Source organism: Pedobacter flavus, from assembly GCF_036324285.1.
Taxonomy (GTDB): Bacteria; Bacteroidota; Bacteroidia; order Sphingobacteriales; family Sphingobacteriaceae; genus Pedobacter; species Pedobacter flavus.
Map to the genome: position 1 here is coordinate 1,061,697 of NZ_JAZDQU010000001.1, position 14,663 is coordinate 1,076,359.

At 33.8% G+C, this 14,663-nt stretch carries 11 protein-coding genes; 4 read left to right on the forward strand and 7 right to left on the reverse strand.

Annotated elements, in window-relative coordinates:
* Positions 1 to 199 precede the first annotated feature (199 nt).
* The 4 genes from VRU49_RS04905 (at position 200) to VRU49_RS04920 (ending at position 6,144) form a co-directional block, all read left to right on the forward strand.
* Complete coding sequence (locus tag VRU49_RS04905) at positions 200 to 2,998, forward strand: outer membrane beta-barrel family protein (protein WP_330145671.1); 2,799 nt, start codon at positions 200 to 202, stop codon at positions 2,996 to 2,998.
* 148 nt (positions 2,999 to 3,146) lie between these two features.
* On the forward strand, positions 3,147 to 3,362 hold the full coding sequence (locus tag VRU49_RS04910) for a FeoA family protein (RefSeq protein ID WP_330145876.1): 216 nt from the start codon (positions 3,147 to 3,149) through the stop codon (positions 3,360 to 3,362).
* A 3-nt stretch (positions 3,363 to 3,365) separates the two neighbouring features.
* Positions 3,366 to 5,474 (forward strand): ferrous iron transport protein B, encoded by a 2,109-nt coding sequence (feoB, locus tag VRU49_RS04915; protein ID WP_330145672.1) that lies wholly within the window; start codon positions 3,366 to 3,368, stop codon positions 5,472 to 5,474.
* A gap of 55 nt (positions 5,475 to 5,529) precedes the next feature.
* Positions 5,530 to 6,144 carry a SprT-like domain-containing protein gene (locus tag VRU49_RS04920; RefSeq protein ID WP_330145673.1) on the forward strand — a complete coding sequence of 205 codons (615 nt, stop codon included), beginning with the start codon at positions 5,530 to 5,532 and terminating at the stop codon, positions 6,142 to 6,144.
* On the opposite strand, the gene VRU49_RS04925 is transcribed toward VRU49_RS04920, so the two are convergent.
* The 7 genes from VRU49_RS04925 to accB all read right to left on the reverse strand — a co-directional run bounded on the left by VRU49_RS04925 (position 6,141) and on the right by accB (position 14,611).
* Entirely contained in the window at positions 6,141 to 8,030 is a 1,890-nt protein-coding gene (locus tag VRU49_RS04925) for an alpha-ketoacid dehydrogenase subunit alpha/beta (RefSeq protein ID WP_431311596.1), read from the reverse strand. The genes VRU49_RS04920 and VRU49_RS04925 overlap by 4 nt on opposite strands.
* 89 nt (positions 8,031 to 8,119) lie before the next feature.
* Positions 8,120 to 9,508, reverse strand: coding sequence for a LutB/LldF family L-lactate oxidation iron-sulfur protein (locus VRU49_RS04930; protein WP_330145675.1), 1,389 nt, complete (start codon positions 9,506 to 9,508; stop codon positions 8,120 to 8,122).
* Between the two features lie 110 nt (positions 9,509 to 9,618).
* Entirely contained in the window at positions 9,619 to 11,250 is a 1,632-nt protein-coding gene (locus tag VRU49_RS04935) for a M28 family peptidase (protein WP_330145676.1), read from the reverse strand.
* A gap of 24 nt (positions 11,251 to 11,274) precedes the next feature.
* A complete protein-coding gene (rpiB, locus tag VRU49_RS04940) occupies positions 11,275 to 11,715 on the reverse strand; it encodes a ribose 5-phosphate isomerase B (RefSeq protein WP_330145677.1) in 441 nt (146 codons plus the stop codon).
* A 116-nt stretch (positions 11,716 to 11,831) separates the two neighbouring features.
* Positions 11,832 to 12,692: a twin-arginine translocase subunit TatC gene (gene tatC / locus VRU49_RS04945; RefSeq protein WP_330145678.1), complete on the reverse strand. Its 861-nt coding sequence runs from the start codon at positions 12,690 to 12,692 to the stop codon at positions 11,832 to 11,834.
* Between the two features lie 57 nt (positions 12,693 to 12,749).
* Entirely contained in the window at positions 12,750 to 14,093 is a 1,344-nt protein-coding gene (gene accC, locus VRU49_RS04950; protein ID WP_330145679.1) for an acetyl-CoA carboxylase biotin carboxylase subunit, read from the reverse strand.
* Between the two features lie 41 nt (positions 14,094 to 14,134).
* Positions 14,135 to 14,611 carry an acetyl-CoA carboxylase biotin carboxyl carrier protein gene (gene accB, locus VRU49_RS04955; protein ID WP_330145680.1) on the reverse strand — a complete coding sequence of 159 codons (477 nt, stop codon included), beginning with the start codon at positions 14,609 to 14,611 and terminating at the stop codon, positions 14,135 to 14,137.
* Positions 14,612 to 14,663: the final 52 nt, after the last annotated feature.

Below are 14,663 nucleotides of genomic sequence, written 5' to 3' on the forward strand. Positions count from 1 at the left end.
TAAAAAATAAAATTAATCACTAAAATCAAATAATAAAGTAAATAATTGATTTTCAATAATTTGAATTGATTTTCAATAAAGTTGTAACGTTAAAGTTAGTTGTATTTAAAATGTTACCCATATTTTAACGAGCTACAGCAAACTTTTTGGACTTATATGAGTCTGATAGATAAAAATTGCCCAAATTAAATTCAACAATATGAATATTTTTACCAAAAGACTAATTTTAATTTTGTGTCTTTTTGCGGGTTTTACCGCACAGGCCCAGAAGTCAGGAAATGTATCAGGAAAGGTTTTAGATAAATCTAATAACTCACCTGTTGATTACGCTTCTGTAGTAGTTAGAAAATTATCTGACTCTTCAACTGTAAAATCAGTTGTTACAGCTCCAACTGGAGTTTTCGAAATTAAAGATTTAGCTCCTGGAGCTTATTTCTTACAAGCAGGTTTTTTAGGCTATAATACAGCGATTAAAAACTTCACCATTGCTGCAGATAGATCAAATGTTAATATCGGAAATATATTAATTGAGAGCGCAGTTAACTTAGAAGGTGTTGAGTTTGTTGGTCAAGCTCCCCCTGTAAGAGTTAAAAAAGATACAATTGAATTTGCTGCTTCACAGTTTAAAGTGAAAGAAAATGCAGTAGTTGAAGATGTTCTTAAAAAATTACCAGGTGTTGAGGTAGATAAATCTGGTTCAATTACCGCACAAGGTGAAACCATCACAAGAGTACGTGTAGATGGAAAAGACTTTATGGGCAATGATCCATTATTAGCTACAAGAAACTTACCTGCTGATATGATCGATAAAATTCAAATTATTGATGATTTATCTGATCAATCTAAATTCTCAGGAATTGATGATGGTAATCGCGAAAAGATTATCAATATTACTACTAGACAAGAAAAGAAATTCGGTTACTTTGGTAATAGTACAATTGCTGGTGGAACTGATGATAGATATGAAGCATCTATTAACGTAAATAAATTCAAAAATGACCAACAGTTTTCTGTAATTGGTCAGTTTAACAACATCAACAAACAAAGCTTTGGCGGTGGCGGCGGTATGGGCGGCGGTCGTGGCGGTATGGGCGGCGGCGGCTTTGGCGGCGGTGGCGGTGCAAGTGGTGTAACTACTACTAATGCATTTGGTTTTAACTTCGCTGATACTTATGCTGATGAAACTAAGATTAATGGTAGTTATTTTTTCAATAAAACTTCTACTTTAAATACTTCAAGTTCATTTACGCAGAATTTATTTGGGAATAATACTACAACTGTAAAAAATGATGCTTATTCATTATCTGAAAGATTAAACCACAGATTAAACTTTACAATTGATACTAAAATAGACAGTACTACTTCAATCCGTATTCAACCAAATTTGAGTTATACTCAATCTGACGGGTTAAGTACAAATAGCTATGATCGTAATGTATTAACTACTCAAACTGTAGGTTTCCAAAGCTTTGATTCACATTCTACTGCTCCAAGCTTTAGCAACAGTATCTTAGTTAGAAAGAAATTCCAAAGAAGAGGTAGAACATTATCATTAAATGTTAATACTAATATTAATAGTTCCGATGCAAATAATTACAACAAGATACAAGATGTTATAACAACAGGAACAGGAACTATAACTAATTTAACTAACCAGTTGAACGATAATAATGGTAAAAACTTCAGTAATACTGCTCGTTTGGTATTCACTGAGCCATTATCTAAAACTTTAAATCTTGAATTAAACTATCAAAATAGTTTTAGTAAAGACAATAACGATCGTTTAGTTTATAATTTTGACCCAATTCTTCAAGAGTTTACAATTCTAGATCCAACATATACGAATATGTTTGAGAATAAAACTCTAACTAACTCATTAGGTTTCAGTATTAATAAAGTTGAGAAAAAATATAATTGGAATGTTGGTTTAGCCGTTCAGAATACTGATCGTGAAAACTTAAACCTTTCTAAAGGAACAGTTTTTAATCAAAATTTCTACAACTTAACTCCTACTGCTCAGTATAGATATACATTTAGCCAAAACAAACGTTTTGAATTAAACTATCGTGGATCTACACAACAGCCAAGTATAAACCAAATTCAGCCGATTCCTGATAACACTAATACTCAGTCGGTAGTTTTAGGTAACCCATTATTAAAACCATCTTTTGGAAATAATGTAAGAATGAGTTATCGTAACTTTAACTTTGCATCATTCAAGAGTTTCTTCTCTTATTTAAACTTCACTCAAACGTTTAATGCATTTGCAAGTGATCAAAGATTAGTAACTAATCCAACTGACCCTAATTATGGTAAAATTGCTACAACGTTTGTTAACGTAAAAGGTAATATATCTGCAAATGGTGGTGTTAACTTAGGCCAGCCTTTATTAGAAAACAATAAGATTTCTATGAGTATTGGTTTTAATGGTAACTATAATAAAGAAACCAACTTTACGAATGGATTAAAAAACATCAATAATAGATTTGGTGGAGAAGGTACTTTAAAGATAGTTTCTAACATGGATAAACTAGATTTAAATGCTGGTGTAAGATTGAGATATGATAATTCTAAATTCTCAGCTCAACCTAACTCAAATACAGATTACTATACCTTAACTCCTAATATTGATATCAGTTATATGTTCCCAGGTAATATCCGTTTCCAAACAGATGTTAACTACAACAAAGTAACAGGAAGAGGTAATGGTTTCGATACTGAATATACTTTAGTTAACGCTTTCATTAGTCGTCAGTTCTTTAAAAACCGTGGAACGTTTAAGTTATCAGCATACGATTTATTTAATCAGAATACGGGTATAACAAGAACAGCTTCAGCTAACTCAATTCAAGACAGTAACTTTAACGTATTAAAAAGATACTTCTTATTTGGATTTACTTATACCCTTAACCGTGTAGGTGGACAAAATGTTGGTGGTGCCCAAGGTAACCAACAACGTGGAAGCGGAATGATGGGCGGTGGAATGATGAGAATGTAATCCCTGTCAATTAATAATTTATTTGAAAGCCTCGAAAGAAATTTCGAGGCTTTTTTTATTCAAGCATCTGGATTTTAATCTGGTTTTATGTTCTTGTGTTAATTTGGATTTATTATAAATAGTTGTAAATTTGTGTATACACATGATTATGAATCTAGCTCAATTAAAACCTGGTGAAAACGGAATAATTGATTCCTTCACCGATTTAGAAATGTCGATTAAACTAATGGAAATGGGATGTTTACCGGGCGAAAATGTTTTAGTAGAGAGATTTGCTCCTCTTGGTGATCCTATGGTTATTAAGGTTTCTGGTTATCAATTATGCCTTCGCCTTAGTGAAGCTGAAGTAATTAAATTAGTTTAAGACTTGGAGAATAATTTTAAAATTGCGCTAGTAGGTAATCCTAATACAGGTAAGTCTACGCTTTTTAATCTTTTAACTGGATTAAATCAAAAAATCGGAAATTTTCCAGGCGTTACTGTTGATAGAAAAACAGGTGAAACTAAATTGCCAAGCGGAAGAAGGGCAACTATAATAGACCTTCCAGGTTGTTATAGTTTAAACCCAAAAAGTAATGACGAAGCTATTGTTTTTGAAGTTTTAGCAAATAAGCTGGATAGAAATTATCCAGATTTAATAGTTTTAGTTGCTGATGCTACTAATTTAAGGAGAAATTTATTGCTTTTTTCTCAAGTAGCAGACCTAGGCATTCCAATGGTATTGGCATTGAATATGTCTGATTTGGCTAATGTTCAAGGAATAGATATAAATGTAGATGCATTAGCTCAAAAATTGGGCGTTTTAGTTGTTCCTATTTCTGCTAGAAATGATCAAGGTATTGAAGTGCTTAAAAAAGCAATAGAAAATACTTCATCTAATTTTCAACCTTCAATTTTGGAAGTTAAATCGTTCGCTCCTGAAGCAATTGAGGAAGTGAAATCTATATTTAAAATTGAAAATGATTATATAGCACTTCAATTTTTAAATCAACATCATTTACTAACGTCAATTTCCGAAGCACAGCATAAGGTTTTAGAAACTATTGCCACAAAATATAATTTTAATTCAAAAGAAGTTCAAAGTAATGAGGTTCAACAGAGATATAGAGCATTAAGTACTGTTTTATCTGGAATTATTAAATTAAAATCTGCAAATAAAAGATTCCAATTAACAGAAAAAATAGATTCAATAGTAACACATAAGGTTTACGGTTTATTAATATTTCTATTTATTCTATTTGTAATTTTTAATGCCATTTTTAGTTGGGCGTCTGTACCTATGGACTTAATTGAAAATGGATTTATGCAATTAGCTGAGCTTGGTAAAAATTATTTACCTCCAGGCGTATTAACAGATTTATTGCTGGATGGGGTGTTAGCTGGAATTGGCGGAATTGTTATTTTCATACCTCAGATTGCTATTTTATTTGCTTTTATTTCTATTCTGGAAGATACGGGTTATATGGCACGTGTTACCTTTATGATGGATAAAATTATGCGTAAGGTTGGCCTTAGTGGTAAATCTGTAGTTCCATTAATTGGTGGTTTTGCTTGTGCTGTTCCTTCTATTATGAGTGCTCGTACAATAGAAAATAGCAAGGATAGAATAATTACCATTATGGTTACTCCATTGGTAAGTTGCTCTGCCAGATTACCAGTTTATATTTTATTAATTTCATTAGTTATACCATCAGAAACCGTTTGGGGATTTATTAATCTTCAAGGCTTGGCCTTAATGGTTTTATATGTCATAAGTTTAGTAATGGCTTTAGTGGCTGCATGGGTGATGAAATTAGTTATTAAAGCTAAAGAAAGATCTTATTTCATTATGGAATTACCTGTTTATAGGTCGCCACGATGGAGAAACGTTTTCCTTACTATGTTCGAAAAATCTAAAGCATTTGTAGTGCAAGCAGGTAAGGTTATAATTGCTATATCAATTATTTTATGGGTATTGGCTTCTTATGGACCTGCAGATAGATTTAATGAAATAGATAATAAATACGCTTTTGAATTGCAAAATTCGGATGATCCGACACATATAGAGACGATTATAGCATCCGAGAAATTGGAGAACTCTTACATAGGTATAATGGGGAAATTTATAGAGCCTGTTATTAAACCATTGGGTTATGATTGGAAGATTGGAATTGCTTTAATTACTTCATTTGCGGCTAGAGAAGCATTTGTTGCAACTATGGCTACCATTTATAGTGTAGATGGAGGTGAGGAGGATACGGGCACAATTAGAGATAAAATGTCTGCATCTATTAATTCATCGACCGGTTTACCTGTCTATACTTTTGCTACGGGTGTTTCACTTATGTTGTTTTACGCCTTTGCTATGCAATGTATGAGTACTGTAGCTATAGTTTATAGAGAAACAAAAGGATGGAAGTGGCCACTTATTCAATTGGGATATATGACCGCACTTGCCTATGTCGCTGGATTAATTGCTTATCAATTGTTAAAATAAAAAAAATTGAAAAACACTCTATTGGGTGTTTTTTTTGATTTAGATATATTTGGGAGTGGATAGAATTGAATTACTTTCTCATTATTTGCCAGTGCAAGCAGCTCCAATTATTTCTAAATGGATAGATTATTTTCAATGTGAATTTACGATTTCTAAGGCTAGGGAAACTAAATTGGGTGATTATAGACATCCATTTAAACATCAAGGCCATAAAATCTCCGTAAATAATAATTTAAATCGATATGCATTTTTGGTAACTACTGTTCACGAATTTGCACATTTGCTTACCTGGAATGAGCATAAGAATAAAGTTAAGCCTCATGGTATTGAGTGGAAGTCAAACTTTAAAAGAATGATGGCTCCTTTTTATGATTTAAATATATTTCCAGACGATTTACATCGATCTATAACAGCCTATTTAAATAACCCCGGCGCTTCTAGTTGTACCGATTTACAACTGGCAAGAAGTTTAAAGAAATATGATTTAGTTAATAATAATACAATAACTGTTGAAAGGATTAAAGAAGGTCAGGTCTTCCAGTTAAAAGACGGTAGAAAATTTGAAAAAGGGCAGAAGATTAGAAAGCGAATTAAATGCTTGTGCTTAGACAATCAAAAGTTATATCTCTTTAATCCTCTGGCCGAAGTTTTTCTGGAAACTGAAATTTAAAATTTCAATAGTTTGTCTACAGTTTCATTTAATCGGCTTTTTGCCAAGAAACTGTCTTCAAGAACTTTACTCATAGGTATTGCTGTATCTAAACTTCCGCAACGCATTACAGGTGCATCTAGGTAAGTAAAAGCATTTTCTGATATCCAGGCTGCAATTTCGGCTCCAAATCCAGATCCAATTGTGTCTTCGTGAAGTACTAGTACCTTCCCCGTAGCTTTTACGGCTTCTAATACAGTTTCTTTATCCCAAGGTATTAATGTTCTTAAATCAATTATTTTGGGACTATGTTGAGGGTTGTTATTTGCATACTCTAATGCCCAATGAACACCTAAACCGTAGGTAATAATGGTAAAATCTTCTCCTTCTTTTACAACTTTTGCTTTACCGATTTCTGTATGATAATAGCCATCTGGTACATTTCCAACTAAACTTCTGTATAAAAATTTATGCTCAAAATACATTACTGGATTTGGATCGTCTATTGACGCGAGTAAAAGTCCTTTAGCATCATCAGCAAAAGCTGGATACACTACTTTTAACCCTGGAGTTTTTGTGAACCATGCCTCATTACTTTGAGAATGAAATGGGCCAGCACCTGTTCCAGCACCTGCGGGCATTCTAACTACCACATCGGCATTTTGACCCCATCTATAATGAGTTTTTGCCAAGTTATTTACAATCTGGTTAAATCCGCAACTTACAAAATCTGCAAATTGCATTTCTACAATTGCTTTATAATTGTTGATAGCTAATCCTAATCCGGCACCAACAATGGCTGATTCGCAAATTGGCGTATTTCTAACCCTGCCTTTTCCAAATTTTTCAATAAAGCCATCTGTAATTTTAAATGCCCCACCATACTCGGCAATATCTTGCCCCATAATAACTAAGTTATTATGTTGTTGCATAGCTAAATCAAGACCATCGCTAATAGCATCAATATATCGCTTTTCGGTTACAGAATTAGTAGGCTCAATAATTTGAACTGAAGTAGGAGCATACATATCTTCTAATTCCTGCTCGGGATTTGCTATTGGTTCTGGCTCTAAAAATGCAGCTTCTACATCTGCATTTATTTGATTTTTAAAGTCAGACTTTATTTTTTCAATTTCTTCAATAGATAATACTTGAATAGATTTAAGGTATTCTTCGTAATTTTTTACAGGATCTTTTTTCTCCCATTGCTCAAACAATTCTGTAGGAACATATTTTGTTCCAGAAGCTTCTTCATGGCCTCTCATTCTAAAAGTTAAGCACTCAACCAATACTGGTCTTGGATTTTCTCTAATATCATTTGCAATTTTAGAAATGGTGTCGTAAACTTCAAGAATATTATTTCCATCTATTTGAACACCTTCTATTCCATAACCAATTGCTTTATCTACTAGATTTTCACATTTAAACTGTTCTTTAATAGGGGTTGATAAGCCATATCCATTGTTTTCTATGATGAAAATAACTGGTAAATTCCAAACAGCTGCCACATTTAGCGCTTCATGAAAATCTCCTTCACTTGTAGCACCTTCACCTGTAAAAACTAAAGTTGCTTTTTTTTCATTTTTTAAAATATCTGCTAAAGCAATTCCATCTGCCAAGGCCAATTGTGGACCAAGGTGTGAAATCATACCAATGATTTTATATTCTTGGGTTCCAAAATGGAAAGATCTATCTCTACCTTTTGTAAATCCTGTTATTTTACCTTGCCATTGAGCCATTAATTTGGTTAATGGGATATTTCTTGAAGTAAAAACACCAAGATTTCTATGCATAGGTAGGATATATTCATCCGCATTCATGGCCAATGTAGTACCAACAGCTATAGCTTCTTGACCAATTCCTGAAAACCATTTCCCAATTCTCCCTTGTCTTAAAAGGATCAACATTTTCTCTTCTATAAGCCTCGGGAAAACCAAACTTTTATAAAGATCTATTAAAGTTCGATTGTCTTTATTGTTTCTTTGGAATTGCATTTTTAGTGGTCTTGTTTTTTATTGTTTCTTGATTTCCAGATAGCGGAGAATGATTTAGGCGCAATGGTTGGCATTTCTCTATTCTTACCCCATAATTTTTTGAAAAGGGTTTTAAGAATGAAATTTTTATATTTTCCGCCAATTTTATCCATTAAACTTCTTTTCTTCATGGATTTTCGCCATAATTTCCAACCGAAGTTTTCTGTTTTTGTGTTTAGATTTTCTTGAACCGCATCTACTCTGTTTAGTAATAGCATTTTATGAATATCTATTTTAACCGGGCAAACTTCGGTACATTTTCCGCATAATGAAGATGCATAGCTTAAATGTTTAAAATCTTCCATACCTCTCAAATGAGGGGTAATAACAGAACCAATGGGTCCACTATAGGTGGTATTGTAAGTATGGCCCCCCACATTTTTATAAACTGGGCATGCATTTAAACAAGCGCCACATCTAATACAATAGAGTCCTTGTCGCTGTTCTTTTTTTGCTAATAAATCTGTTCTTCCATTATCTAGAAGTACAACATACATTTCTTCTGGTCCATCTGTTTCATTTGCTTGTCGTGGTCCACTTAATATGGTATTGTAAACGGTAAGGTTTTGACCCGTTCCATGACTTGCTAATAATGGCCAGAATAAATCTAAGTCGGCAATAGATGGAATAATTTTTTCTATGCCCACAATTGCGATATGAACTTTAGGGAAAGTAGTGGTTAATCGGGCATTCCCTTCATTTTCTGTAAGTGCAATACTTCCTGTGTCGGCAATAAGAAAATTGCCACCTGTAATACCTATATCGGCACTTAAATATTTTTCTCTAAGTAATTCACGAGCTTTTTGTGTGAGTTGCTCAGGAGTAGCATCTAATGGGGTATTAAATTTTTCATTAAAAATGGCTGCAATCTCAGTTTTATTGAGGTGCATAGCTGGAGTTACAATATGATAAGGTTTCTGGCCTAACAATTGAACAATGTATTCTCCAAGATCACTTTCTAAAGCTTCTATTTCATTTTTCTCTAGAAATTCATTGAGATGAATTTCTTCGGTAGTCATAGATTTTGCTTTAATTACAGACTTCCCATTTTTACTTTTAATAATTTGGAGAATTTCTTTTTGAGCTTCTTCAATGGTACTTGCCCAAATAACTTTTCCGCCTTTTTTCTGAAAGTTTGCCTCAAATTCTGGTAGAAATTTATCGAGGTTTTCCATTACACGCCATTTAATGGCATGTGCTTTCTTTTTAGAATTTTCTAAGTTTTCGAATTTAGATAGCCCGCGTTCGACAGCCATATTGTACTTGCCAATATTGTAATTGATGGTTGCTCTATGCGGTAGGTCGAATACCTTAGCATTTGATTGTTCTATAAATTCTTCTGCTATCTTCATTCATTACAAATATAACTAATCCTTAACGATGCTTTCAATTAAAATGCGTATAAAAAAAGATCCCGATGAATATTATTTCATCGGGATCTTTAAGTATTTATTTTAGACGCTTATTTAATTAATTTACCATCAGCATCTTTGTTAACTACTGGACGGTCTTTTCCGTTGGTTAACATCCAAGCTGTATAATAAGCTAATTGAGAACGTTTCGCTAACATAGGGAAATCGATTTTATCAACCTCATCACCTGGAGCGTGGTAATCATCGTGAACACCATTAAAGTAGAAAATTACTGGAATGTTGTGTTTCGCGAAGTTATAGTGGTCAGAACGATAGTAGAAACGCTCAGGGTCTGTTCTGTTATTGTGTTTCTCATCTAAGAACATTTTGGTATAAGTATTATTAGCTTCTTTACCAATTCTATCTAGATCATCACTTAACATATTAGAACCAATGATGTAAACGAAGTTGTTGTCAGGGTGTGCAGCATCTCCACGACCAATCATATCGATGTTTAAGTTGGTGATTGTATTTTTTAGAGGGAATACAGGGTATTCACCATACCACTCAGAACCTAATAATCCTTTTTCTTCACCTACAACGCAGATAAATAAGATACTTCTTTTAGGACCTTTGCCAGCTTTTTTCGCGTTTGCGAAAGCTTCTGCAACTAAAAGAACACCAGTAGTACCAGAACCATCATCATCAGCACCATTGTTTACTTTATCTTTTGCGTTAGGATCTGCAACTAAACCAATATGGTCATAGTGACTAGAGATTACTAAAACCTCTTCTTTTAATTTAGGGTCTGAACCTTCTAAAAATCCTAAAACGTTTTCTGCACGAATTTTTTGTTCCTTTTTAGATGCTTGTGCATTAATCGAAACATTAATTAATTGAGTACTTGGTTTTTTTGATGCAGTAATAGCACCTTTAACACCTTCAACGTTTAAGTTAGCAGCAGCTAAAATTTGGTTAGCTACAGCTGTAGAAACGTTAAGAACTGGTAATTGAGCACCAGCATCTAAGTTTTTTAAACGCTCAGCAGTCGTTAAAATAGGGTTACCATTTATCATTCTAGCTAATTGAGGCGTAACATTATCCAAAATTGGATTAATAAGAATTACACCTGCAGCTTTATTGTCTAAAAGATATTTTACTTTGTTTGCAGTTGGACCAGCGATTGGTTGACGACGAGCTTGTTGACCAGGTTGTGGAGCCGGAGCAGGAGCTACAGTTGGATCGCCAGTAGCGAAAACCATAACAATTTTACCAGCTACATTTTGACCTTCATAATCGTTGTATCCGTCTTTAGAAATTCCGTATCCAGCAAAAAGAATAGATGCAGATTGTAACGAAGTACCTTTAGAACTTACGCTATTATTTTGAAAATAATAGTCTTTTCCTGATTCTAAAGTTTTACCATTGATAACCACATTACCAATAACTGGGAATGAAGAATAACCTACTGGTTGGAAATAAGGATCACTGTTGTCTTTTACTGGACCTGTTAATCCAAATGATTTGAATTGGTTTTTGATGTATTCTGCAGCCATCCAAGCACCTCTTGTACCTGTTTCACGGCCTTCATACTCGTCAGAAGCAAGCACGCTTAAATGCTTGTATGCTACATCTTTGTTAATGACAGCGCTGAATTTTACAGCATCTTTGTCTTGTTTCTGAGCAAAGGTAGTACAGCTTAACAACAAGCCTATACCCGCATAAAGAAATTTTTTGTTCATTATTGGTTAATTTAAAATTTAAGTTTAGCAGGAGATTTTTTCAACTCTACCTGTGTGTCTTCCCCCTTCAAAAGGTGTTTTCATAAATATGTTTACCATATCCTCCGCAAGTTTTTCTGTTACAAACCTGGCAGGGATACAAATTATATTCGCATTGTTATGCATTCTAGCTAAAGATGCAAGTTCTGTGTCCCAACAAATTGCTGCGCGTATTCCTTGGTGTTTGTTGGCCGTAATAGCAACTCCATTTGCAGAGCCACAAACCAATATACCAAAGTTAAACTCGCCTGATTCTACAGCTAATGCAACTGGATGTGCAAAATCTGGATAATCTACAGAATCTGTTGAATAGGTTCCAAAATCTTTTACAGTGTTTGATGATAAGAAATTTTTTAATTTTTCCTTCAATTCAAAGCCAGCATGATCGGCACCAATTGCAATTTTTATATTTTTATCTTGGGACATTTATTCAAATTTAGGTAGAATAAATGATTAAGTTAGTAAGATTTTTGATATAGTAAGGGTTAAAAAGCATAAAATTTTATACTTTTTAAATTCCAGATTTCATGAACTAAACTTATTTAGTTTTTCTTAACCAAGGATGTACCGTAAAGCTCTTTATTTTTCTTATTCTCTATATAAGCCGAGATATAAATACTTATCTCATAAAGTAAGAATAAAGGAGCGGCAACCACTAACATGGTTAATACATCCGCCGTTGGCGTTACTACTGCGGCAATTATTAAGATTAATACAGTAGAATATCTACGGCTACTTCTCATAAATTTAGGTGTCATAATACCCAGTTTAGAAAGAATGTAGATCACAATGGGTAATTGAAAAATAACTCCTGAACCTAAGGTAAGTGTAGCAACAGTAGATAAGTAAGAATCTATTGTGAAAGTGTTTTTAATGTCTGGACTAACTGTAAAGTTGGCTAAGAAGTTTATCGAAAGTGGACTAATTACATAATAGCCAAATAAAACTCCAATAAAAAATAGGGCAGATGAGAAGAATACAAAGCCTTGTGCAGATTTCTTTTCATTGATTTTTAAGGCTGGTTTAATGAATAACCACATCTCAAATAAAAAGTAAGGGATGGTAAATAAAATACCACAAATAATAGAAGAATTAATTTGAAGCGTAAACTGTCCGGCCATTTGAGTATTTATAATCTCACCAGGAATTTTAGTTACACAGAAATCTGAACTTATAATATTTGGCCATGTTTCTACCATTAAGCACATCATTCTATAGGTCCAAAAATCTGCATGTTTTGGCCCCATAATTATCTCTTCATAAATAAATTCAGAAAAGAAAAGCGCTGCTACTGTAAAAACTATTAATACTAACAACGACCTTAATAAATGCTTACGTAGAACATCTATATGATCAAAAAACGACATTTCTGCTTCTAATGTGGTTCTTTTTTGAGTTGCCATAATTAATTTATTATAAAAAATGCTCCAGCATTTGCTGGAGCAATGATTAGATTAAACCTATTGAGCGTTTATGTCAAAGGTTTCCATGAATTTTGTTGTGAAATTTCCTGCTCTAAAATTAGGATCCTTCATTAATTTTAAATGGAATGGAATAGTTGTTTTAATTCCTTCAATTACAAACTCACTTAATGCGCGTTCCATAGTACTTATGGCTTCCTCTCTAGTTTGAGCTACACAAATTAATTTCGCAATCATTGAGTCGTAATTAGATGGAATTTGATAGCCCGAATAAACGTGTGTATCTACTCGCACCCCATGTCCGCCTGGTGAATGGAAGTTTGTAATCTTTCCTGGACTAGGTCTGAAGTTATTGAATGGATCTTCAGCATTTATCCTACATTCTATAGCGTGCATATCTGGGTAGTAATTTTTTCCGGTAATAGGAACCCCATATGCTACTTTTATTTGTTCTTTAATTAAATCGTAGTTAATAACTTCTTCAGTAACAGGGTGTTCAACCTGAATACGTGTATTCATTTCCATGAAATAGAAGTTTCTATGCTTATCTACCAAGAATTCTATGGTTCCTGCACCTTCGTATTTAACTGCTTTTGCACCTTTAATTGCCGCTTTACCCATTGCTTCTCGTAATTCTGGCGTAATAAAAGGTGAAGGAGCTTCTTCAACTAACTTTTGATGGCGACGTTGAATAGAGCAATCGCGTTCAGAAAGGTGACAAGCTTTACCATATTGGTCACCAATTATTTGGATTTCAATATGGCGTGGATCTTCAATATATTTTTCAAGGTAAAGACCATCATTTCCAAATGCTGCGCCCGATTCTTGACGAGCACTATCCCATGCATTTTCGAATTCTGCATCTTCCCAAACAATACGCATTCCACGACCACCACCACCTGCAGTAGCTTTAAGAATTACTGGATAACCTATTTCGTTAGCTAGTTTTATTCCTTCTGCAACACTATTTAACAAACCATCTGAACCAGGAATTGTAGGTACTCCAGCTTTTTTCATTGTCTCTTTAGCTGAAGCTTTATCGCCCATGGCATTAATTTGTTCTGGAGTTGCTCCAATAAACTTAATTCCATAATCGCGACAAACCGATGAAAATTTAGCATTTTCTGATAGGAATCCATACCCTGGATGTATTGCATCTGCATTTGTTAATTCTGCTGCAGATATAATATTAGGAATATTTAGATAAGAATCTTTACTTGGTGGTGGGCCAATACAAACGGCTTCATCAGCGAACCTAACATGAAGGCTTTCACGATCTGCAGTAGAATAAACTGCAACCGTTTTAATGCCCATTTCTTTACAGGTTCTAATGATGCGCAACGCGATTTCACCTCGGTTGGCGATTAATATTTTTTTAAACATGTATTTAAATTAGCTGGAATCTCAGTACCAGTGTGATGGTACTAGATTGGTTCTACTAAAAATAAAGGTTGGTCGTATTCTACTGGAGAAGCATTTTCTACCAATACTTTTACAATTCTGCCAGAAACTTCACTTTCAATTTCATTGAAAAGCTTCATCGCTTCTATAATGCAGATAACTTTTCCTACGCCAATTTCATCACCTACATTTACAAAAGTAGGTTTCTCAGGACTAGCTGATCTGTAGAAAGTTCCAATCATTGGAGATTTAATAGTGATATACTTAGAAGTATCTTCTGCAGCTGGGGTAACCGGAGCTGATGGAGCAGGCGCTGGTGTAGCAGGTGCAGCAACTTGTGGTAATGCTACTGGTGCTGGCGCTGCAACTGTTGCTTGAACAACTGTTGGTGTTTGATTAGTTTTTATGGTGATTTTGAAGTCCTTTTGTTCAATTGAAACTTCGTTTACACCGGAACGAGAAACAAACTTTATCAGTTCCTGTACTTGTTTTATATCCATTGTTATTATTTTAAATAAAAACGTTTTGAAATTTAAAATTCTAATTTATAAT